The organism is Streptomyces sp. NBC_01276 (genome assembly GCF_041435355.1).
In the GTDB taxonomy this organism is placed as follows: Bacteria; Actinomycetota; Actinomycetes; order Streptomycetales; family Streptomycetaceae; genus Streptomyces.
The window spans coordinates 1-19,656 of record NZ_CP108445.1 but is presented as its reverse complement, the minus strand read 5'-3'; the positions used below and the strand labels follow the sequence as shown (position 1 = coordinate 19,656).

Sequence of the window (19,656 nt, the reverse complement as noted above, 5' to 3'; positions counted from 1 at the left end):
CCTGTTTTTTGCCTCGCGCGTGTGCTCGGCATCGGTCGGCTTCGGCCTGCGACTGTGCCATACCGCAGGTACGGCCGATTACCTCAGAGCATCCTCAACTGCCCTGCGCCCGGTGTGGCAGTCGCCCACCATGTGGGAGTCGACTGCGGTCGAGGTGGCCCGGGGGTGTGCTGGACGTGGGACGAATCCGGGTCAGCAGTTGGGCGGCATCGGGTCGGTGCCCTGCCGCGCGTGGGGGCATTGTGCGGTGTCCTCGGCCTGGGCGAGGGGGATGTGCGGGGTGGTCGTCGAACCTTCGGCAGAGGCGGCGAGCAGGGCGTGCATGGCGGCTGAATAACGGTCGAGGTCCGCAGCCCATTCGGGGATCGCCAGGTACTGAAAGGTGCTGATCGCCACGGCGGCCGCGCCGGCTGCCCCGTCCGGTGTGATGCCGCCGACGCGCGCCCACTGGTCCCACATCGCATCCCCGGTCAGCCGGCCAAGGATCTGCGGCTCGCACGCCGCGCGCTGCAACAGCACGCCGAGGACGCCGGAGGCCTTCGTGCAGCTGCGCACCGCCGCGCACAGCTTCCTGTCCTCGGCCGACTCGATGGCGCGCACCATCCCGGCCATGCCTTCGGCCATGGGCGACTGCGCCATCAGGTCCGTCCCGGCGAGTTCAGCCTCCTGGTGCGCCTTGCGGATGTACTCGATCATCTCGGCGTGCTCCGGCCACGCCTTCTTCCACGACTTCAGCAGGTCGTCCATCCCGACGTCGGCTGCTCCGCCGAGCAGTAGCCGGGCTCCGGGTTCCACAAGAGCCCGGTCGAAGATGTTCGGGACGGCGGTCGCGGGCGAGCGGGGCAATTGGATACCTGCGGCGGCTGCGCCATCGCGCAGGAGCCCGTCGAAGTCCCGGCGGGGAGACCGAAGGTTGGCCGTCATCCGGGCGGCCGCGTCCTGGCGGGCCTGGAAGGCCTGGTTTGAATCACCCGCGGGGAGTTGCTCGATGCCTGCCCGTGCCAATGGCCGTTTGATGGTGGTGACCAGGGCGGCCCGGAGCCTCTGGGCGCTGTCCGGGGTGTCATCGATAGCCCAGAAGACCCAGCCCAGCCACCCGATGCTGCGGCCGGCGCGGGCAGTGTGCGCCAGCCACACGGCCCGGGTCAGGATCTTGGGCTTGAGGGTGGAGGAGTCGGGCTCGAACCATTCCGCGGCTTTGGGCAGCCAGATCTGTTGTTGCCACCGTTCGATCTGTGTGGGGGTGGCTGTCTCCCCGTGCTCCTCGATGGCGCTGACGAGGGCGATGTGGGCGGCGGAAGGCTGTGTACGGGCCATGGTCAGTTCCTCTGGTCGTTTCCGGTGACGAGGACGGAGTACACGGCGGCCGCAGTTCCCACAGCGCCCGCCCAGGCGTCGCTGTGTGCGGCTGCGACGGCAGCGGCGGCCGCGAAGAGCAGTGCCAACAGGGACGGGGCGCCGCCGCCTTCTGGGGCAAGCTGGTTGGTGTTCACGGGCTTGGTCCTCCGGTGCTCGCTGCCGAACCGTTCGGCAGCGTCTCCATGACGCCATGCCTGCTCCAGTGAAACGGGGAAAACCTCGCGGGGAAGCCGGGACCGCCCGTTCCTCGCCTTCGTTGGGATCGCCGCAGCCCTGGACGCTGTCCGGCAACGCGGATACGGAGCGGCCTACAGGTTCACGTCGATGTAGTCGATGTCCGTGAACTCCACCAGCAGCTGCTGGGCACGGCCGCCACTGTCCTTGAAGTAGACCTCTTGCAGTCCCTCGGCAGCGATCCGCTGCAACTCGGCCTCGGCGGCGCCGGCATCCTGGGCTGCCAGCAGCCGGCCCGCGAACTCGGGAGGCAGGTGCTGGGTGATGCGCCGCATCCGGCCGTCGTCCGTCGTCCCGGGGGCTGCGGTGAACCCGAAACGGGCGCGGGTCTCGATGACCAGGCCGGTGGACTTCGCGGCCTGGTCCCGGGCGCGCTTGCGCACCAGGGGCTGCCACCGGCGCCTCACCTCGGCCCGCATCCGCTCCGCAAGCGCAGGCTTGGGCTGCTTGATCTGATCTTTCACGTAGCGCTCCACCGTGCGCTGCGAGATGCCCAGCAGGGCGGCCACGGCCTTGCTGGAGCCTTTGTGCTGCTTGACCAGGTAGCGCATCTGCGCGCCCGCGCTGCGCGGGATCGGCCGGGTGAACGCGGCTTCCCCTGCGCGGTCCAGGCTGTCTCCGACGACCCCCATGACCCCTCCGATTCCTTCCCATCCCGGGAAACGTTTCATGATCCTCTACTGGTGGTGCGGTCGGGCAGCAACCCCGCACGACGGGACCGCTGGAGCCGACTTCCCCGTCGGGGTCCGTACGGTAGAACTGCACGGGGCGGGGCCCGTGGCGATTCCAGCGCCGCGGGCCCCGCTTGGCCCTCTCCGCACCCTGCGCCTCATTCGCCACGGAAGCTGCGTATCAGAGTCAGCCAGGGTTCGACAGCTGACGCGAAAGCCCCTGTGGGAAGCGGGAACATGGCTGCTTCCCTTGATGGCAAGGCAACTCATCAGCAGCCGACGGGGGACCACATGCACAAGCGTCGCACTTTCGGTGCAGCCGTGATCATGGCTGTCACCCTCCTAGGAGCCACACCAGTCACAGCAAGCGCCGCACCCAGCAAGTGCGGTTCGTACGCCTCCCAATCCGACCTGCACGCGTGGGGCTGGTGTGATGGCGGCACCGGGCAGTTCCGCGTGGTGGCGAACTGCGTCGGCAGGGACCAGTGGGGGAATGAGTTCGGTCTGTGGCAGCCCGGTCCCTGGACGACGACGGGACCCAGCAGGTATTCCAACGCCTGGTGCGGAAGCGACGATTTCTACATCATCCGCGGAACCTGGATCGAGACCAGGTAGCACGTTCTTCATCAACGCGGTATCCACCGCAGCTTGTCGGCGGCCCCTCGTGTTGGGCCGTACGGTAGAAACGGGGCGGGGCCCGCGGCGATTCCAGCGCCGCGGGCCCCGCTCTATGTCGTGCTGGCCGGTCACCCGCCGGCCTCCGGGTCGTAGTCGGTGAACTGGCCGCACCAGTGGAGCGTCCGCCCGGCCGGCAGGGTCTCCGGGGCGAGGCCCCGCAGCCACTCGTCCTCGGCCGTCTCCCGGTGCTGCTCGCAGGCGTACACGGTGAGGTCCAGGCTCATGTCGTCCTCGTCCTGGCCGTCACCGCTGTAGCCCTCGATCAGCCACACCGCCGTGGCGGTGCACCCTCCGACCTTTCCGAACGTCGGCATCCTCTTCTCCTCTCGGTTGGTCAGCCGGCGTATCCGGCTTCAATCAGGTCCATGGCGGCCTGCCTGCGGTCCCCGGCGATGGTCCGCGAGACGTTGAGCACGCTGCCGACGTCCTCCAGGGACACCAACTTGATGTGCGGCCTCTCGGGCCGCTCCCCGGCCGGCAGCGCGGACCAGGCGGCGAGGATCATCCGGGCGACCTTGCGCTCCGCCCGCTCCCGGATACCGAGCCGGGCCAGGTCCTCCGCCTCCAGGGCGGCGAGTTCGGCGCGCTCGACGGCGGCGCGGTGCTCCGCCGTCGAGCGCTCGGCCTCCGCCGTCGCCTTCTCGGCCTCCGCCGCGGCGCGGCCGTGCTCCTTGGCAATGCGGTTGGCCTCCGCCGCACGCAGCTTGTCTTCCGCCGCGCGCCGCTCCTTGTCCTCGGCCTCCGCCGTCGCAGCCGCCGTGCGCCTGCGGTCCTCCGCCGCGCTCCGCCGGGCGGCCTCCTCGCGGGCCTCCGCCTCGGCCTCCTCCGCCGTACGCTCGGCCAGTTCCTGCCGCTCGGCGGCGCGCTCCGCTGCCTCCGCGTCGCGCTCCGCCTGACGCCGCGTGGCCTCCGCCGACAGGCGGGCGGTGTGCGTCGCCGCCTCCGCGTCGGCCGCCGCCGTCGCCTCGGCCGTCTGCGCTTCGGCAAGGGCCGCCGCCCCCGCAGCACGCGACTTCGCCTCGACCGCGGTGGTCTCCGCCGTGATCCGGTGCTCCGCCCTGGTCTCCCCGGCAGCAATCTCCCGACGCCGAATGCGTGCGGCGGCCGCGCGCTCGTCAGCCTCCAGCTGCCGCTGCTCTTCACGGGCCTCGGCATCTGCCGCCCGCTGCCGCTCGGCGGCCGCGCGCTCGTCCTCGGCCGCCTTCTGCTCCTCAGGCAGCACCAGGGCCTGATCCACGGTCAGGCCGTAAGGCGCCATGGTGAAGGGGAGCAGTGCAGTCGCGCCGGCCTTCCTCTTCCAGCCGCGCCCGTGCTTGTGCTGGAGCCATGCCCGGTAGACGGTGCGGTCCTTCTCCATGGCCACCATCTGCGCGTATGAGGTGATCTCCCACAGCCGCATGCGTCGGTACAGGCACCAGGTGGGCCAGGGGGCGAGCACCCAGCGGTGCAGCGGCACCCTGTCCGAGGCTGCCTTCATCGACAGACGGTTGGTCCTGATGATCAGATGCCGGACGGCCTCAACCACCGCGACGAACAGCACGGGCATGACCGCGTGCATGGCAGCGCCGAGCGGGTCTTCTCGCGGCGACCGGCCGGAGTAGGCGTTGAAGACGATGGTTGCAAGGGTCAGGAGGTGGGCCAGGAGCCGCAGGACCGGCTTGGGCATCCGCCGCCAGACCAGGATCAGGTCCAGGGCGTACATGGCCACGATTCCGGCGTCGATGCCGACCGGGAAGACGTAGGAGAAGTCTCCGAATCCGCGGCGCATGGCAAGGTCGCGCAGGGCGGTGTACGAGCCGACGAACCCGATGCTGGCGACGACGGCGGCGCAGAGTCCGGCGGCGACGATCAGGGCGCGCATCGCCTTCGCGGACCAGGCGCGGGGGGCGACCGGAGCGGCTTCGGGCGTGACCGGAGCGGGCGGTGCGATGGGCGGAGCGGCCTCCGGCGCGACCGGCTCGGGGCGGTCGGTCGCCGGAGCGGGCGTCGGGGCGTGCTGGGCCGGGACCGTGCCCGACTCGATCGTGGTGGTCATCTGTCTCCCTCTGCTGGTGGTCGGCCGGGCGGGACCGGAGTCCCGCCCGGTGGTGCTGGTGTTGTTGCGGTAGCGCCCCCATGTTGCCCGGGGCGCCCTCCGGGTCTGAAAGCGGCTAGTGGTGGTGGGTTCGCGCGCGGATACGGTCGACTTCCCGTGCTGCGGCGAGCAGCTGTCCGGCCGTCGGCTGGACGTGCCGGCCGGAGCAGTCGTGCGCCCACGCCTGGTGGGTGTGACAGGCCGTCCGGTCGTCGGGGTGCATACCGGCGTCCTCGTCCGCGTCGTCTGCGGCCAGGGCCTGCGTCAGGTTGTCGGTCACGGATGCCTCCTCAGCGGCCGGACAGATGGGCGGCGATGTCGGCCACGAGGACGGCGGCGGCCTCCGAGGCGCGGCGGGCAGCCTCGGCGGCGGCCTCGGCGGCCAGCTTCGCGGCCTCGGCCTGCGTTGCGGCCTGCGCGGCCGCCGCCTGCAAGTTCTGCGTCATCGGGCACTCCCGAAGACAGCGAGACCGGCGGCCAGCAGACGGGCGGTCCAGGTACCGCACTCCACGCACCGATAGGTGCCCCGCGTGGCGTCCCGCTTCATGCGCCGACCGTGGCAGGTCGGGGAGGTGTGTCGCGCCATCTCAGCGACCGCCCTTCGAGCTGGTGTTGCCCACACCCGCGCCAGGGGTAGGCCTGGGGGGCTGCTTGATCCAGCCGCCGCGGGAGGCGCTGTAGGTGGTCTCGTGGCCCTGGAGGCGCGGGTCGGTGAGGTCGGGCTTGGGCTGGCGAAGTGTCATGATGGTCTCTCCATCTCTTGGGGTGGACGCCCGTCCCGGGGTGCTCGGTAGGTGGCCCGGGGCGGGTTTTTTCGTGCCTTTCAGCCCCTCTCGGAGAGGGGCCCTTCCGGGCGGCGAAGCCCAGTAGAAGAGGGGGTAGGCAGGACGGTAGGCGGGCGGTAGGAACGCGCTCTGACCTGCGGGTTCTACCGGCCTACCCCGCGACCGTCCGGGGGCCCTGAGGGGGCTCGGGGAGGGGCTCGGAGCGCACCAGATACAGGCCCGGGTAAGGGGTCTGGACGGGGTGCTGGACGGGAGCCTGAACAGGGGCCTGGACGGGGTGCTCGGCGGGGGTCTGCTGACCCCTCTCGGGGACCGTTGTGGGAGCCTCTGCGAGGCGGTCCCGGAGGTCCGCCAGGCGGACCCCGATCCGCACCCGCTCGCGCTTCTTCTTCAGGCCCTCGACGGGGTACCGGAGCTTGAACTCCACGACTGGTACATGCCAGTCGTCTTCGAACGCCGCGCGGAGCTCGGCCTGGTCCCATCCCTCGAACTCGGGGTGGGCCAGCAGATCGGCGAGGTGAACGCCCGTGTGGTCGTGGCGGGCGGCGACGTCCTGCACGATGGCCGCGACCTCTGCAAGGTCGAGCCACGTCCCGTCATCGTCGTCGGGAACCTGCTCGTCGGCGGGGGCGCCGGCTGCGGGGTCGTCATCCGGTGGCCCGGGGTCCTCCTCGCCCTGGCCCTCGACGATGTCGAGGGGCGGAGGGGTCGGGGAGAGCATCCAGGCGCCGACGGACCACACAACGAGGGCACCGGAGTAGATGAGCCCGCGCCACTGCCCGAGCTGCTGCACGTACGGCCACGCTGCGGCCGCGGCTGCGCCGCCCGCGCCGGACGCGAGCATCCCGGCGACGGCGGCGAGCATGAGCGTGTCGGTCAGCGGGCGGAGCACCGGCTGGACCGGGGGAGCCTTGACCTCCTCAGCCTCTTCCGCCTCGCCCTCCCCCTCGTCGGAGGGGGCACGGCGCTTGGCCGTGGCCCTCGCCTTCGCGGTGGCGGCCTTGTCGGCCTTGGCCTGTACGGAGCGGGTGGCCTCCGGATCGGTCCGCAGCAGCAGCCACGTGCCTCCGATCACCCTGCGGACGCAGCCGCAGGTCCACCGGCTCATGACCAGGGATCCGGTCCACCACGCACGCATCACCGGGCCGACCCCGCGCAGCACCGAGGCTGCGGACTCCCCCGTGGTCACAGTGCCCCCAGCCCTCGGGCCACCATGATCAGGACGTTGTTGACGATCAGGTACAGGCCTCCGACTGCGACGGCGGTCGACCCGAGCCCGATCCCGCCGAAAGCGGGGATCGAGAGCTTCTTCCAGTCGGGGACGTACGTGACGATCCCGAGGATCAGCGCCGCACCAGCGAGTCCGAAGTCACCGCCGGAGAGGGACTGTCCGACGCCGTCGAAAATGCTCGTGGGGACCTTGCCGAGACCCTGGACGGCCTGGGCGAGCGTGCCTCCGGCGGCGGTCCCGAGGGCACCGAAGACGGCTCCCATGTTGGCGGCCTTGTCGCGGGTGAGGGACACCCGCTTGGCACCGCGCAGCCCGAGGAAGAGGTAGATGCCGTCCGCCATCGCGATGGCGGGGACGCCGACCTGACCGAGGATGGGCCCCGCAGCGATCACGGTCTCGGTGGCAAGCTGCACGTTCATGAGGCCTTCCAGGAGGTGTAGAGGAGGCAGGAGAGGACGACACCGGCGAGCGGGATCCGCGCGACCCACCGGGCGGAGAGGGGCCAACGGCGGATCTGGGGGCGACGGTCGATGAAGAACCAGCAGGCGAGTGCGGCGCCGGCTGAGACGGCGAGCGGGGCGATCAGCCCCGGCCCCTTCCCGGCGTCGGCGTACAGGTCGGCCAGCAACGGGCTGGTGCCCTGCCCCCAGTAGGCGGCCACGATCGCGCCACCGATCGGACCGATGGGGCGGAAGACGCGGCAGCACTTCCACCCGGCGGCAGCGGCAACGACGGTGACGACCGTGGTCGACATAGGGACCGGGTCCGCAGCCACCCGTGCGAGCAGGTCCACGCCACCGCCGAACGTGGTCATCAGCGAGAGGCCGACCATCCCCGCCGAGAGGTTGAAGGCGGTGAACCGGATCCGGGGGTTCTTCGAGTACCAGCCGGGCTGCTTGGCCTTGGCCTGGGCCTCGGCCGGGGGCGCCTCGATGTAGTGGTGCTCGACGTACACGGACTCGCGGACGACGAGCGTCCCTCCGGCCGCCGGAGGGTCCGCCGGAGCGTCGTACCACTCGGCCGGCGGCTCGGTCGGCGGGGCGGGTGGGGCGGGGGGCGGGGGGTCTCCTCCCCCGGCCCGCGGCGGAATGATCACGGTCGGCTCGATCGGGCGGCGGCGCATTACAGACCCGCCTTCGCCACGGCCCAGTACAAGTTGAACACCGAGACGACGGCCAAGCCCAGGTCGCGTACCAGGCAGCCGACGCACACCCTCGGCGCCTCACGCTCCACCGGGGTCAACTCCTGCGGCTCCGGGAAGACCATCGTGGGGTCCACGGCCGTGCAGGTCGGCCCGCCCGACCGCTCCCGACGCACCGCCGGAGCGGGGGCCAGGTCCGCGTACTCCCACAACCGGTCCAACCAGTCCGCCGCCAGCGGGGTCCCCCCTTCTACGGCACTCACAGCTCGACCCCCAGGGCCCGCAGACCGGCCCGCACCCGCAGCTCATCCCCACCCAGGGCCAGCGCCTCCGGCGCCGCCTGGGCCGGCACGGCGAGCGCCGCGGTGCAGAACCCGGACGGCAGAACCGTCCGACTCCGGACCGCAGCGCAGCGCACACTGCGCCGCAGCCGCCACCTGTGCATTACCTCTGTCACCATCGCCACGTCGGCGTCCTCTCACAGCGGACCACCCGACAGCGGGCGCGGGGCTGGAACCCCGCGCTCCGCCGCCCGGCCGGTGTGTCCTCACCGGCCGGGCACCTGCGTTTGCAGGCGGGCATGAAACCTGGACCGAAGCGGCAGCCGCTTCGTTATTGCCTAGGCATTAACGAGAATGCCTGGGTGCCCGACTGTTGTCAATAACGCCTAGGCGATAAGGTGTGACCTGAATGGGAGGTGGAAGCGCATGACCAGTTCGGGAGATCTCTCCGACGAGCTGCGCCGGCGTATCGCGGCGGGGGAGTACGCAGTGGGTGCCAAGTTGCCCACGAATGCGCAGCTCGTGGCCGAGTACGGCGTTTCGAAGGCAACGGTGACCAAGGCGATTGGATCCCTGGCGGACGAGGGGCTGGTCTTCTCGTCAAAGCGCGCCGGCACCATCGTTCGCTCGACCAGCTCGGTTGCCTTGCCCCTGAGCAGGTACGGGCAGGTGCTGGCGCCAGGCGGGCCCGCGGGCCCGTGGGAATCCGCCACGGCAGCTCTCGGGCTTGACGGACACATGCAGTTCGTCTCCGTGGAGCGCGTCCACGCGGACGCTGGTCTGGCGGGGCTTCTAGGACTCATCGAAGGTGACGAGCTCGTCTACCGCGTACGCCAGGCCGTCATCCTGCCGTCCGATGTTGTCCAGCTTCAGCATGCTTGGTATCCGGCGCCGATCGCCGAGGCTGCGGGGCTCGACAGAGATGGCAAGGTCGACGGCGGGGTCTACGGAGCCCTCACCCATGCTGGGCACAAGCCTGCCCGTGCCAGTGAGACCGTCGAAGCCCGCCCGCCTACAGAGGATGAAGCTGCTCAGTTGCGGATCGGCGGCCGCGTGTGGGTGATCGCCCTGGAGCGCCTCACCCACGACACCCAGGGCCGGGCCTTGGAGGTTCTGCGCGCAGTTGCCCCCGCTGACCGGCTGAAGTTCACCTATGACAATTTGCCCCTGTCTGGCACCTGATAGGTGCTTGTCGTGCCGCAACTCGCCGACGCCGATACGGAGGGCGCACTGTAGCCAGGGTGTATCTTTTTCGAAGATCAGGCACCGGAGGTGGATCTGATGATCGATCAAGCACGCCTTTCAGTGGTGGAGGATCTGCTCCACGAGGCGGTCTGGCTGCCAGCCGTTGAGGAACGGGGCGCGTTGCGCCGCGCTGCTGGTCTGACTCAGCAGCAGGTGGCGACGGCTGTTGGCGTAGGACGCGTCCAGGTCGCTCGTTGGGAGACTGGCGTCGCAGAGCCACGCGGTGTCCGGCGGAAGGCTTACAGCCATCTCCTCAAGAGCCTGGTCCATCGCCCTACCACTCCGACAAGTTCATAAAACTGCTGAGGCCGCCCCTGCGCCAACAGGAACGGCCTCGTACAGCAACCGACTCGCTACCTTTCCAGAGCCCGAGTCGTGTCCGGTGAGGTGACCTCGCCGGGGTGATGCCCGTGGGCCCAAGGGCCCTCGTGGTCACCAGTACCCCAGAATACGTGGCCCGTCACACAGGGGCCACCACTCCAGGGGCCCGGTCTGGTCACATTCGCTGTCCGCGACTCCCCGATCACGGGGAGACCTTCCGTGCATGACCTGCACGTTTACTCGTCCACGACCACTGCGCCGTGGCGGCGACTCACAGGCAGCAAGATCGCTGTTCTGGTCGCAGCGCCATTCCTTGCAGAGCTCCAGGTGGTCTTCGCGACCGAGGATGTCAGGTGAGCCTGTACCCGGAGGTGCGGCGAGGAGGGAACCTGCCCTTCGGCCAGTCGTGCAACCGGTGGATGTGTGACCCCCGGTACTCCACGAACGTGCGAACTCTCTACGGGATCTTGGTCTCGTATGCGGACACCCACACTCGGAACACCCGGCGAGGGCGGCCGTACCGGCCGGAGCTCGCCCGTCAGCTGGGCTGCTCCCTGTCCACCTTGGACCGCACCCTCTTCGAGGGGGAGGTCGCCGGCATGTGGACCATCCATGAGAGGCCGAGCCCTGACAATCCGAAGCTGCACGACGCCAACGTCTATGAGCTGCACGACGCCCCTCTGATGTACGCGGGCCATGGTGAATGGGTCGACCCGCTACCTCCAGGTGCCATCGCGGCCGACGTTGCGAAGGCGCGCATCGAGGAGCGGCGAGCAGCGAAGCGGGCTGCTGGCCACGTCCGCAAGGGCGGCGTGACCAAGGGGGTCAGCACGAAGAAACTGCACGCCCAGCGGGATGCCGAACAGGAGCCGGGCAACTCCTCAGGATCGGGTGCTGAGGAATCTCAGGATTCCGTAGGTGGCAGCACCGGTGCTGCCACCTACAGCAGCACCGGTGCTGCCACGGTGGCAGCACCGGTGCTGCCCAATGTCTATAGCCCTGTCCATAGCCCCTCTCCAGAACCCAAGAATCCCGGTGGTGACGGCCGTAGGCCTTCTTCCGGTGGTGGCGCGCGAGAGGGCGGGGGCGGCTTCGCCGCGTCCTCCGACGCTGCCGCGCCGAACCGGGGTTCGCGGTCGGGGAAGGACGACAAGCCCGGGGCGCGGATGTCGCGTGAGCAAGCCGCCGCGGTGGCCCGGGTGGAGGCTTCCTGGCCCGAGGCCCTGGTCGCGCTGCTGCCGAAGTATCGGCCGGCGGTGCTGCGGGACGCGATCCTGGCCGCGCTGGACGGCGGGCGGACCGCGGAGCAGCTGGCGGCGCGGGTGGAGCGCCGGTGGTGGGCGCACGGCTACCGGGAGGCTCTGGCCGAGGGCGGGCCGGGCATCGGCTCCCCGGTCGGGGTCGCGGTGGGCCTGGTGCGTCCGTCGACGGACTGCCCGGACCCGATGTGCGAGGACGGGGTGACGATCGACCGTGACACGGCGTGCCCGGCGTGCGAGCAGCGGCGGGCGGACCGGAAGGCCGACCGGCGTCAGGGCCTGGTGCCCGGTCCGCGGGAGGCCGGCCCGGCGCCGGTGTGGTGGGACTGCCAGGGCGAGGACTGCGACGCGACCGGGCACGGACCGAGGCCGGAGGACGGCCTGTGCTGGAAGTGCCACGCGGAGGTCGAGGCCGGGCAGATCGAGCGGGCGACGGCGGGCCTGCGGGCCGCGGCCGAGGCCGAGTACGCCGCGCAGGCGGAGCGGGCCAGGGTGGCCGCAAAGTGGGCGCAGATGCTGGACGACGCGTACACCGAGCACACCGAGCGGGAAGTGGCCCGAGACGCTGCCGTACGGGCCCGGCGGACGGCCGAGGCGGAGGAGACCCGCCGGCTGCGCGAGCAGCTGGCCCGGGAGTACCCGGAGTTGGCCGCCTACGCCCAGCAGTCGCAGGACCGGCCCGCCACAGCCCCGTTCTAGCCGCTACGCGGCCCGCTGAGCGCCCCGGAAGCGGAAGTTGCCCCCAAGGTCGGGGTGATCTCCGCGAGGCGCTCAGGGGGGCGTGTGGGGCTTGCGGTTGGGGCATGGGTCATTCAGTGGCCCACCGGCCGGTATGTAGCCAATTCATGACTGATGGGAGATGCCCATATGCCCAGTGCAGAAGCCCTGCTGCAGCTCACGGTTGCTGCCCTGATGTACGCCACGGGAGAGACGCAGGCCGACCTCGGCGCGGGGCTGAAGCTGAGTCAGGGCAGGTGTCCAGGAAGCAGTCCGTCGCCGGCAGGGCTCTGCGTGGTCCCTGGCTGACCTCGACCGCCTGTCGGCTCACTACGGCATTGCCGAAGCCGACCTGCTGTGCGGGGTCGACCATGCGGTTTCGCGCCTGCCCGCGAGCCGCCGGGCGGCGTCAGTCGGAGGCGTCCAGACCACCATCACCTCATAGGGGGCAAGCGCGACTCGATGCGATGCGGGAGCCAGCTTCTCCGGTCACCGCGCGGGCCGTTGAGCGCCTACCGGACCGCCCCGGGCGTTCCTGGAGAAGGGAGGGTGGTGTGCGCTCGGCGGGCCGGGTGGGGGGATTCCTGTTGTTGACGGCGTCTTCGCGGTGCCGCCGGTTTGGCCGGTAGCGGGAGGTGCTGCTCGGTCGTTGGAGGGGTCATGACTCTGCAGGAGGCGAGCGGTCCCGTGGTCCTGTCCGTTCGCTACACCCCACCCGACGCTGCGGAATGCGACAGCGTGCACATCGAGCTGCACGCCGAACCCGGATCCCGCGTTCGTGTCCAGCTGGCGCAGCAACGCAACGCCGATACCGCCGACAGGACCGGACCGGTGACTGCTGGGCCCGAGTCTGAGACCAAGCTGTTTCTGCTGCGGGAGGCGTGCGAGATGGGGATCATTCCTCTGAGTTACGACGCTGCCCGTCACCGCAAGAGCAGGGGTCGGAAGCAAGGCCGGCCCTTTCCCGCGGGCATCGTGCGTGAGGGCGGCACCTATTTCACGGCCCGGGAGCTGCGCGACTGGTACGAAGCCGAGAAGAACTTCACCGCGCCCCCACCGTCTGCGGCAAGGCCGGTTGCGTAGCAGGGGTGCTGCTCGCTGATGCCTGAGCGGCGGGGCAGCCACTGGGCGGCAAAGCCGGCTGCCGCGGAAGTGTGAGCCGTCGGTGAGGAAGCCGGTGGGTGAGTGGTGAGGTTGACCCCGCGAGTGGTCAATCACCGTCCGGATCCGGCGCCAGCGGAACCTGTTCGTCCTGGCGCTCGGCGCCGTTTTCATGCTCGGCGCGGCCGCGCTGGTGCGGTGGGCGCCGGGCTGGGCCGATCCCGCGCAGGTCGCCCTCGGGACGGGCGGCCTGTACACGACGGCTGCGGTGATGCTGCTCCGGCGCCGGTGACTGGCGGTTCTGTAGTCACCGCTTCAGTCCCCGGCCCTGGTCAGCGCGTTGTCCGGACCGGCCGGGCAGCTGCCAGGCTGGTCCGGCTGTCGGGGGAGTGTGAGTGTCGTCGGTGAGGAAGCCGGTGGGTGAGTGGTGAGGTTGACCCTGCGAGTGGTCACTCACCGTCCGGGGTATTGCCGGGGCCCAGGGTCCGTCGCGCTCGGCTGCGGTGCTCGCGGTCGCTGTGCTCGGCGGGGGAGGAGCCGGGCGCCTCGGATCCCTCGGCGGCAAGTCGGGCCCGGCGCACGGCTGAGGGCATGGGCGCGGGAGCAGAGGGGCGGGGGCCGGTGCCCAGCGGGCGGCGTTCGTCCATCTGCCCAGTGTCGCGGAACAGCCGGCTGGTTCACCGGCGGGGCTGCGCTGCGATCGTGCGGCGATCGGGGCAGGGGCTGGGGGCCGGCCGTGTTGCTCTCGACTCGTGGACCGCCTGGACCGCCCGGGTGGGTGGCTGTGTCGCACATGGGGGGAACCATGGGGGGACGTTGGCGGGGGAAGCGTAGGGGGATGTTGGAGGGGGAGAGAAGGGGGGAAGCGGAATTGGAGTGAGGGTGCGATGTGCGCTGGTCAGGTGACCTTTGGCGGGTGGTGAGTAGGCGGACTTTCCCCTGAGGCCGCGGGTGAGGAGAGAGAGGTGGGGGTGGGCGGGGAAGGGGAATGGGTGCGTGGGCTTCGGTCCTGGATCAGGGGGGTGGTCGGGTGGGGAGCAGGACGTCGGCAGGATGGTTGGCGGCTGCAGGTGGTGGTGCTGCTGGCGAAGTTGAGAGCGGGTCGGGTTGAAGCAGTGACTCGGGTGACGGCGGGCTGGCGATGCCGGGGCAGGGACCAGAGCGGGAGCCGGGAAGTGAAATGAATGCGGCCGACGCCCAATTCCGCCGTTGGCGGGTGGCAAGGGCGCCGGCCTACCGAAGAACACACGCGAGAGAACCCGGTGCATCATCGGGGCGAGCATAGCGTCAAGGGCGGTGGATGCGCACGTACGGCGCTCCTTGGATGCGGTAGCATTTTTCTGCCTGTGGAGCCGTCCTGGCGGTCCCGCACGTCGTGGTGCGCGCCGACGCGCCTCATTCTCTGGAGGAGCAGGTTCCATGATCCGTGCAGGACGAACCGCCGTGGGCCGACGAGAGCTTGCCGAAGCCCTTGGCATGACGTGGCCGACATTCCGTCGGCTCAAGCCGCACGACGCGCAGGATTTCCCTTCACCGGTCAGCTCCGAGGGTGCTCTGGTGCTGCTGTGGGACTTGGAGCAGGTCGAGGCCTACCGCAGCGGCCAGCCGCAGCCGGCCCTCCCGGCCGGGGATGACGACGCGGACCTGCTCGACCGCCGCGAGGCGGCCTTCGTGCTGGATGTGAAGCCGCGCAGCATCGACAGCTACAAGACCGACGCCAGCCTCGCCGACCACGTCGTGGTGGTGGCTGGAGTCGAGCACTGGCCCCGCAGCGTGCTGCGCGCCTACGGCGCCGCCCGGGGCACCATGGCCGCGCCCAGCGGCCGGCCGACCGGGTCGGGCGACATGGTCCCCCGGGACCTTCTTCCCGGACTCATCGCTGAACTTCTCGACGCCGACCCCGCGGTGACGGCTGCTCACGCCGTCGATGCCCTCGGCATCGCCACGCCCACCGCGCAGAAACACCTCCAGCAGGAGCGGGCCACCCGCATCGCCGCACGGATGCGCACCGAGGGCATCGACGCCGAAGAGGCCGCAGACCGGCTGGGCTACCCCCCGGCAGTCCGCCGGATCGCCGTAAGGGCCGCCCAGGGGCTCTACGACAACCACTGACACACAACCCCACCCGAGGGGGCCGGGCCGCCAGGCTGGGACCCCCTCAAGGCATTTCTCGGCCCGGTGGGGGGCGGGCGTTGCGGGTCCGGTGCCGGTGGGGTGGACGGCTCCGCTGCGCTGCGCCGTCCACCCCACCCCGTGGTGGTGGCGGGGCAGGCCCCGCGGAAGGCGTGCCGGACTCCGCTGCGCTGCGTCCGGAACGAGCGCTGCGCGCTCTCACGCCTCCCGCGGGGCCTGCCCCGCCACCACCACGGGGCCGCGTGCCGCACTCCGCTGCGCTACGTCACTCCGCTGCGCTGCGTAGAGCGCCCGGCCGGCTCCGCTTCGCTCCACCAGCCGTGCACTCTCTGGCGGCACGCGCTGCGGGGTGGGGGGGGGGACAGGGAATGCGGGGGCACGCGCTCCGCGCGCACTATGCCCCCGCATTCCCTGTCCCCCACCCCACCCCTTGCCCTCCGCGCTGCGCGCTACGGGGCCGGCCGGCACCGGACCCGCAATGCCCGCCCCCCACCGGGCCCTAACCGCATCTGACCTGGGAATACATCACTCTTTCGGGTCGGCCGGAGAGGCTGTTTCCGCCCTCGGTGAGCCTAGATTCCGATAGAATTCTCTTGTTGGTGAGGGAGCGGCAAGCCCACCAGCCGAAGAACCCCCATCCCCGTCCAAGGGAGAACCATGCCCACCACCAAAGCCGTTGAGCCCTTCGCCCTGGTGATCCAGCCCGACGGTTGGTTCGAACTCGCCGACTGGAGCCCCACCACGACGGCCGCCGCCGCCCTCGGCTGCGACCTGGCCCACCCCGTCGCCCTCACCCGAGAGATCACGCTCTGGGTCGACCAGGAAGCCCTGGTTCACAGCCTGCCGGTCAACGTTCCGGTCATTCCCGTCCTGCGGTCGCTCGGCGCCGTGCGGAACCCCTACTTCGGACCGGTCCTGCTCACCGGCCCCACCGACCACCTCGCCGCATGCGGCGCCAACGGCCTGACACAGGACCAGGCCCTCACGCTCATCGAGCAGTACCTCACCCGGACCGCCGTCAAGATCCCCCAGCAGCGCCAGCGCACCCGCTGAGAACCGCCAGAAGGGCGAGCAGCGGATCCCCCGGCTTGATGCCCTTTCTGTGGGGGCCGGGAGTGGCACCCGGCCCCACAGGCCCACCGCAGAACACCGACGAGAGGCACTCCCATGATCAACTTCCCGTCTCACGACCTTCCCGCCGCGCGTGAGCTCGCCCGCCGCTCCATGACGCTCCTGCGCTCCCTGGCCTGCGCCGCCGGTGAGGGGATGCACCACCTCACGGTCGTCATGCCCACCAAGGAAGAGAACGGCCGTATCGGATGCGTTGAGGCCCAGTGCCTCATCGACGGGCCCGTGTTCAACGAGGACGACGAGAACGATCCGGTGACGGTGATTGCGCTTCTTCTGGCCGCCACGACGACGGGAACCAGCGCCATGCTCGCCGCGCGCTCCCTGGATGCCGACGGCGGGGTGAGGTTCATGTCCTGGATGGTCAGGGACCTCACCGCCCACCCGGCCACGGCCGAGCAGAGCCACGTCGCTTACTGCGTGTCCGAGGACATCGACCTGTGTGACCCGGTCCCCCCGGCGATCACCTTCGTGGACGCCCCCGCCTTGGCCTGACCTGCTCTGGTCGGCCGCCGGACCACCCGGCGGCCGGCCGTTCGAGCCCACACCCCACCCCACACCAGCCGGGCGGCCATATCGGCCTGCCCAGAGGAGCAGCACCATGACCCACAACGACAGCACCCCGAGCGGATATCGGATCGGCGAGGCCGACCACGAATGCCGGTGGGCGGTGCTCGCCGAGGACGGCCAGCGGATCGGCCGCGTCTTCCGCTGGCACGGAGGATGGTTCGCCCTGCCCACCGGAGCGAGCGAGGCGACCCGCCAGGGAGACGGCGGCGACGGCAGCGCCGCCGCCGCCCGGTACCTCCTCGCCGAGTACCGGGCCGGGCGCATCACCTCCCAGCCTGACACCCCGAGCCAGCCCCAGGCCCAGGCAGACGCTGTGCCGCTCCTGCACCCGCGCATGCGCGACACCGACCGCAACCAGGGCGCGGCCCGTAAGGCGGTGGCGGGCCTCGACGCCTACAGGTGGGAGCCCCTCGCCGGGTACCCCGGAGCCGACAACCCCTGGGCCGTCCGCTGCCAACTGTGCGGCTGGGAGGGCAACCGCTACTGGTCACACCTGCGCGGCCGCAACGGCAACCCGCCCTCCCCGTACCGGCACCACGGGTGCATCGACGCCGACAAGGTCCGCGCCGTGCTCCCCGCCTACACCCACGCCCCGCAGAACTGACCGCAGCACCCCGGCGGCGGGGGAGTGGCACCCCCGCCGCGTCCGCAGAACACTGACAAGGAGAACCCTCCGTGGCACACGAAATCGAGCAGTTCAGCGACGGTACCGCCGCGTTCGTCAGCGCCCGCCAGGACGCCTGGCACCGCCTGGGGACCGTCACCACCAGCGCCCTGACCGCTCAGGAAGCCATGAAGCTCGCCGCCCTGGACAACTGGAACGTCCGTCTCGTCGGCCTGAACGCGACGGAGCTGACGCCCGATGGGGTGGCCACGCTCGATGTCCCCAGCCACCGGGCGACCGTGCGCACCCACCCCAAGACCGGGCACCCCGAAACCCTGGGCGTCGTCGGTACCGACTACGTACCGGTGCAGAACGAGGAACACGCCGAGTTCCTGAACTACCTCGTAGACGAGTCCGGAGCGCATTTCGAGACCGCCGGATCCCTCCGGGACGGCCGACAGGTCTTCTTGACCATGAAGCTCCCCCAGACGATGACCATCGGCCAGAGCGACAACGTGGATCTGTACATCGCGGCTTTCAACAGTCATGACGGATCCAGCGCATTCCGGATCGTCGTCACGCCCGTGCGGGTCGTATGCGCCAACACCCTTCGGGCGGGCCTCAGCGCGGCAAAGAGCAAGTACACCGTCCGTCACACCTCTGGGGCGCGTGCCCGCATTGCGCAGGCCCGCCAGGCCTTGGGGTTGACGTTCAAGTACGCCGAAGAGTTCGAGAAGGCCGCCCAGCGCATGATCGAGGCGGAGATGACCACCCCGATGCTCCGAACGGTGGTCGAGCAGCTGTGGCCGGTCAGCAGCGCCGACAGCGACAGGAAGAAGACCAACCAGCGCAGCCGCTGGAACACGATCCGCAACCTGTTCGAGGAGGCCGACACCCAGGCTGGCATCAGGGGCACAGCGTGGGCGGGTTACAACGCGATCACCGAGTACGCGAACCACATCGCTCCCGCGCGCGGCACCAGCCCCGACCTGAAGCACGCTGCCCGCGCCGAGCGCGTCATCTCCGGCACCGCCGATGACGTCATGGAACGCGCCTTCAGCCTCATGGCGGTCTAACCACCGCTCCGCCAGCACGACCCAAGGGGGGCGGGAGAACCCTCCCGCCCCCTTCCACCCAGACCGGAGGCACCATGAGGACCCACAGCACGGCCCAGCTCATCGGCGGCCGCTCCCACCAGTGCGACGCGACCGCCACCTACAGCCACGAGGGCCGCCGCGCCTACGTCTTGCTGGATGGGATCGGCAGTGACGAGGACATTCAGAGGTGGACGCGCACCGCCGCGCGCCGACTTGCCCGTGCCGCCGCCATCAAGGGGGCCTTGGAGGGCTTGCAGCAGATCCACGCCGGAAGGGCCGCTGAGGCCGCCGAAGAGGGCTGGTACGGCCAGTACATGCCCAAGGCGGTCGGCGTCGTCGCGGTCGCCGAGCCCGGCAAGCCGCTCCACATCGCGTGGTGCGGCGACGCCCGCGCCTACCTCCTTCCGGCGCCCACCAGCCCGGTACGGCGACTGACGACCGATCACAACATGAGGCAGGTGCTCATCGACATGGAGCTGGAGCCGGGGCCCTACGCCCGCAACCGGGTGACCTCCTACCTGGGAGACACCACCCCGAGCGCCCCTCTCGGCTCGGTCACGGTCCCCGCCATCGGCAGGCTGGTTCTGGCCAGTGACGGAGCGTACGAACCGCTGGAAGACGCAGGCATCGAGATCAGCGACTACCTGACCGGACGACCCCAGAAGGCCGCCCGAACCTTCGTGGAAGCTGCGATTTCCCACGGCGGCGAGCGAGCCGACAACGCCACCGCCCTGGTAGCGGATCTCGGCTAGCTCCCCCGGGAGTTGGGGCCCCCGGCCCGCTCTCCTACCGCCTGCCCGCGAAGCGGGCCGGTCCTGGAGGCGGAGCCGGAAGGACCCCGGGACGGGGGAGCGAAGCGGACCCGTCCCAACGGGCCGAAGGCCCGCACCCCGTGAAACGGGGTCACCAAGGCCCGCGAAGCGGGCCGTTCCGGAGCGAAGCGCAGGAACCCCGGCCCGAAGGGCCGGCCGTGGCTCGGCGAAGCCGAGCCCGCCAGCGCAGCGAGGCGGTTCACTTCTCCAGCGCG

Annotated in this window: 24 protein-coding genes; 10 read left to right on the top strand and 14 right to left on the bottom strand. The window is 70.6% G+C overall.

Going from position 1 to position 19,656, the window contains the following annotated elements:
* Positions 1-192: 192 nt before the first annotated feature.
* The 13 genes from OG295_RS41660 to OG295_RS41600 all read right to left on the bottom strand — a co-directional run bounded on the left by OG295_RS41660 (position 193) and on the right by OG295_RS41600 (position 8,639).
* Positions 193-1,317 (bottom strand): hypothetical protein, encoded by a 1,125-nt coding sequence (locus OG295_RS41660; protein WP_331726182.1) that lies wholly within the window; start codon positions 1,315-1,317, stop codon positions 193-195.
* Positions 1,318-1,319: 2 nt separating this feature from the next.
* A complete protein-coding gene (locus tag OG295_RS41655) occupies positions 1,320-1,493 on the bottom strand; it encodes a hypothetical protein (RefSeq protein ID WP_371681574.1) in 174 nt (57 codons plus the stop codon).
* A 174-nt stretch (positions 1,494-1,667) separates the two neighbouring features.
* Positions 1,668-2,225: an XRE family transcriptional regulator gene (locus tag OG295_RS41650; RefSeq protein WP_331726178.1), complete on the bottom strand. Its 558-nt coding sequence runs from the start codon at positions 2,223-2,225 to the stop codon at positions 1,668-1,670.
* Between the two features lie 785 nt (positions 2,226-3,010).
* A complete protein-coding gene (locus OG295_RS41645) occupies positions 3,011-3,256 on the bottom strand; it encodes a hypothetical protein (RefSeq protein ID WP_331726176.1) in 246 nt (81 codons plus the stop codon).
* Between the two features lie 20 nt (positions 3,257-3,276).
* Positions 3,277-4,977 (bottom strand): DUF2637 domain-containing protein, encoded by a 1,701-nt coding sequence (locus OG295_RS41640; RefSeq protein WP_331726174.1) that lies wholly within the window; start codon positions 4,975-4,977, stop codon positions 3,277-3,279.
* A 115-nt stretch (positions 4,978-5,092) separates the two neighbouring features.
* On the bottom strand, positions 5,093-5,296 hold the full coding sequence (locus OG295_RS41635; protein ID WP_331726172.1) for a hypothetical protein: 204 nt from the start codon (positions 5,294-5,296) through the stop codon (positions 5,093-5,095).
* Between the two features lie 10 nt (positions 5,297-5,306).
* Positions 5,307-5,462 (bottom strand): hypothetical protein, encoded by a 156-nt coding sequence (locus OG295_RS41630; RefSeq protein WP_331726170.1) that lies wholly within the window; start codon positions 5,460-5,462, stop codon positions 5,307-5,309.
* Between the two features lie 141 nt (positions 5,463-5,603).
* On the bottom strand, positions 5,604-5,759 hold the full coding sequence (locus tag OG295_RS41625) for a hypothetical protein (RefSeq protein WP_371681573.1): 156 nt from the start codon (positions 5,757-5,759) through the stop codon (positions 5,604-5,606).
* 193 nt (positions 5,760-5,952) lie between these two features.
* Positions 5,953-6,990 (bottom strand): hypothetical protein, encoded by a 1,038-nt coding sequence (locus OG295_RS41620; protein ID WP_371681572.1) that lies wholly within the window; start codon positions 6,988-6,990, stop codon positions 5,953-5,955.
* Positions 6,987-7,451, bottom strand: coding sequence for a hypothetical protein (locus tag OG295_RS41615; protein ID WP_331726166.1), 465 nt, complete (start codon positions 7,449-7,451; stop codon positions 6,987-6,989). Before OG295_RS41615 ends, OG295_RS41620 begins: the two co-directional genes overlap by 4 nt.
* Positions 7,448-8,155: a hypothetical protein gene (locus tag OG295_RS41610; protein ID WP_371681571.1), complete on the bottom strand. Its 708-nt coding sequence runs from the start codon at positions 8,153-8,155 to the stop codon at positions 7,448-7,450. Before OG295_RS41610 ends, OG295_RS41615 begins: the two co-directional genes overlap by 4 nt.
* Positions 8,155-8,436, bottom strand: coding sequence for a hypothetical protein (locus OG295_RS41605; RefSeq protein WP_371681570.1), 282 nt, complete (start codon positions 8,434-8,436; stop codon positions 8,155-8,157). Before OG295_RS41605 ends, OG295_RS41610 begins: the two co-directional genes overlap by 1 nt.
* A complete protein-coding gene (locus tag OG295_RS41600) occupies positions 8,433-8,639 on the bottom strand; it encodes a hypothetical protein (protein WP_371681569.1) in 207 nt (68 codons plus the stop codon). Before OG295_RS41600 ends, OG295_RS41605 begins: the two co-directional genes overlap by 4 nt.
* Before the next feature lie 241 nt (positions 8,640-8,880).
* Between OG295_RS41600 and OG295_RS41595 the strand changes: the two genes are divergently transcribed.
* The 4 genes from OG295_RS41595 to OG295_RS41580 all read left to right on the top strand — a co-directional run bounded on the left by OG295_RS41595 (position 8,881) and on the right by OG295_RS41580 (position 13,079).
* Positions 8,881-9,636, top strand: a complete 756-nt coding sequence (locus OG295_RS41595; RefSeq protein WP_331726160.1) for a GntR family transcriptional regulator — start codon at positions 8,881-8,883, stop codon at positions 9,634-9,636.
* Between the two features lie 99 nt (positions 9,637-9,735).
* Positions 9,736-9,996 carry a helix-turn-helix domain-containing protein gene (locus tag OG295_RS41590; RefSeq protein WP_331726289.1) on the top strand — a complete coding sequence of 87 codons (261 nt, stop codon included), beginning with the start codon at positions 9,736-9,738 and terminating at the stop codon, positions 9,994-9,996.
* A 1,190-nt stretch (positions 9,997-11,186) separates the two neighbouring features.
* The gene (locus OG295_RS41585; RefSeq protein WP_371681568.1) at positions 11,187-11,978 is read left to right on the top strand and encodes a hypothetical protein; all 792 of its coding nucleotides are present in this window, start codon (positions 11,187-11,189) and stop codon (positions 11,976-11,978) included.
* 678 nt (positions 11,979-12,656) lie between these two features.
* Positions 12,657-13,079 (top strand): hypothetical protein, encoded by a 423-nt coding sequence (locus OG295_RS41580; protein ID WP_331726156.1) that lies wholly within the window; start codon positions 12,657-12,659, stop codon positions 13,077-13,079.
* A gap of 467 nt (positions 13,080-13,546) precedes the next feature.
* On the opposite strand, the gene OG295_RS41575 is transcribed toward OG295_RS41580, so the two are convergent.
* Positions 13,547-13,744, bottom strand: coding sequence for a hypothetical protein (locus OG295_RS41575; protein WP_371681567.1), 198 nt, complete (start codon positions 13,742-13,744; stop codon positions 13,547-13,549).
* 829 nt (positions 13,745-14,573) lie between these two features.
* Here OG295_RS41575 and OG295_RS41570 point away from each other — a divergent pair.
* The 6 genes from OG295_RS41570 (at position 14,574) to OG295_RS41545 (ending at position 19,381) form a co-directional block, all read left to right on the top strand.
* Complete coding sequence (locus tag OG295_RS41570) at positions 14,574-15,209, top strand: hypothetical protein (RefSeq protein WP_371681566.1); 636 nt, start codon at positions 14,574-14,576, stop codon at positions 15,207-15,209.
* 678 nt (positions 15,210-15,887) lie between these two features.
* The gene (locus OG295_RS41565) at positions 15,888-16,283 is read left to right on the top strand and encodes a DUF3846 domain-containing protein (RefSeq protein ID WP_331726152.1); all 396 of its coding nucleotides are present in this window, start codon (positions 15,888-15,890) and stop codon (positions 16,281-16,283) included.
* Between the two features lie 114 nt (positions 16,284-16,397).
* Positions 16,398-16,853 carry a hypothetical protein gene (locus tag OG295_RS41560; protein ID WP_331726150.1) on the top strand — a complete coding sequence of 152 codons (456 nt, stop codon included), beginning with the start codon at positions 16,398-16,400 and terminating at the stop codon, positions 16,851-16,853.
* A 106-nt stretch (positions 16,854-16,959) separates the two neighbouring features.
* Complete coding sequence (locus OG295_RS41555; RefSeq protein ID WP_331726148.1) at positions 16,960-17,532, top strand: hypothetical protein; 573 nt, start codon at positions 16,960-16,962, stop codon at positions 17,530-17,532.
* A gap of 71 nt (positions 17,533-17,603) precedes the next feature.
* The gene (locus OG295_RS41550; RefSeq protein WP_331726146.1) at positions 17,604-18,608 is read left to right on the top strand and encodes a DUF932 domain-containing protein; all 1,005 of its coding nucleotides are present in this window, start codon (positions 17,604-17,606) and stop codon (positions 18,606-18,608) included.
* Between the two features lie 74 nt (positions 18,609-18,682).
* Positions 18,683-19,381: a mucin-2 gene (locus OG295_RS41545; RefSeq protein WP_331726144.1), complete on the top strand. Its 699-nt coding sequence runs from the start codon at positions 18,683-18,685 to the stop codon at positions 19,379-19,381.
* Positions 19,382-19,656: the final 275 nt, after the last annotated feature.

Bases quoted from the DNA above. Each gene is read 5' to 3' on its own strand.
- OG295_RS41660 (WP_331726182.1), bottom strand. From the start codon at position 1,317: ATGGCCCGTACACAGCCTTCCGCCGCCCACATCGCCCTCGTCAGCGCC.
- OG295_RS41570 (WP_371681566.1), top strand. From the start codon at position 14,574: ATGACGTGGCCGACATTCCGTCGGCTCAAGCCGCACGACGCGCAGGAT.
- OG295_RS41640 (WP_331726174.1), bottom strand. From the start codon at position 4,977: ATGACCACCACGATCGAGTCGGGCACGGTCCCGGCCCAGCACGCCCCG.
- OG295_RS41580 (WP_331726156.1), top strand. From the start codon at position 12,657: ATGACTCTGCAGGAGGCGAGCGGTCCCGTGGTCCTGTCCGTTCGCTAC.
- OG295_RS41590 (WP_331726289.1), top strand. From the start codon at position 9,736: ATGATCGATCAAGCACGCCTTTCAGTGGTGGAGGATCTGCTCCACGAG.
- OG295_RS41625 (WP_371681573.1), bottom strand. From the start codon at position 5,759: ATGACACTTCGCCAGCCCAAGCCCGACCTCACCGACCCGCGCCTCCAG.
- OG295_RS41560 (WP_331726150.1), top strand. From the start codon at position 16,398: ATGATCAACTTCCCGTCTCACGACCTTCCCGCCGCGCGTGAGCTCGCC.
- OG295_RS41585 (WP_371681568.1), top strand. From the start codon at position 11,187: ATGTCGCGTGAGCAAGCCGCCGCGGTGGCCCGGGTGGAGGCTTCCTGG.
- OG295_RS41545 (WP_331726144.1), top strand. From the start codon at position 18,683: ATGAGGACCCACAGCACGGCCCAGCTCATCGGCGGCCGCTCCCACCAG.
- OG295_RS41650 (WP_331726178.1), bottom strand. From the start codon at position 2,225: ATGGGGGTCGTCGGAGACAGCCTGGACCGCGCAGGGGAAGCCGCGTTC.
- OG295_RS41555 (WP_331726148.1), top strand. From the start codon at position 16,960: ATGACCCACAACGACAGCACCCCGAGCGGATATCGGATCGGCGAGGCC.
- OG295_RS41645 (WP_331726176.1), bottom strand. From the start codon at position 3,256: ATGCCGACGTTCGGAAAGGTCGGAGGGTGCACCGCCACGGCGGTGTGG.
- OG295_RS41575 (WP_371681567.1), bottom strand. From the start codon at position 13,744: ATGGACGAACGCCGCCCGCTGGGCACCGGCCCCCGCCCCTCTGCTCCC.
- OG295_RS41610 (WP_371681571.1), bottom strand. From the start codon at position 8,155: ATGCGCCGCCGCCCGATCGAGCCGACCGTGATCATTCCGCCGCGGGCC.
- OG295_RS41595 (WP_331726160.1), top strand. From the start codon at position 8,881: ATGACCAGTTCGGGAGATCTCTCCGACGAGCTGCGCCGGCGTATCGCG.
- OG295_RS41615 (WP_331726166.1), bottom strand. From the start codon at position 7,451: ATGAACGTGCAGCTTGCCACCGAGACCGTGATCGCTGCGGGGCCCATC.
- OG295_RS41630 (WP_331726170.1), bottom strand. From the start codon at position 5,462: ATGACGCAGAACTTGCAGGCGGCGGCCGCGCAGGCCGCAACGCAGGCC.
- OG295_RS41565 (WP_331726152.1), top strand. From the start codon at position 15,888: ATGCCCACCACCAAAGCCGTTGAGCCCTTCGCCCTGGTGATCCAGCCC.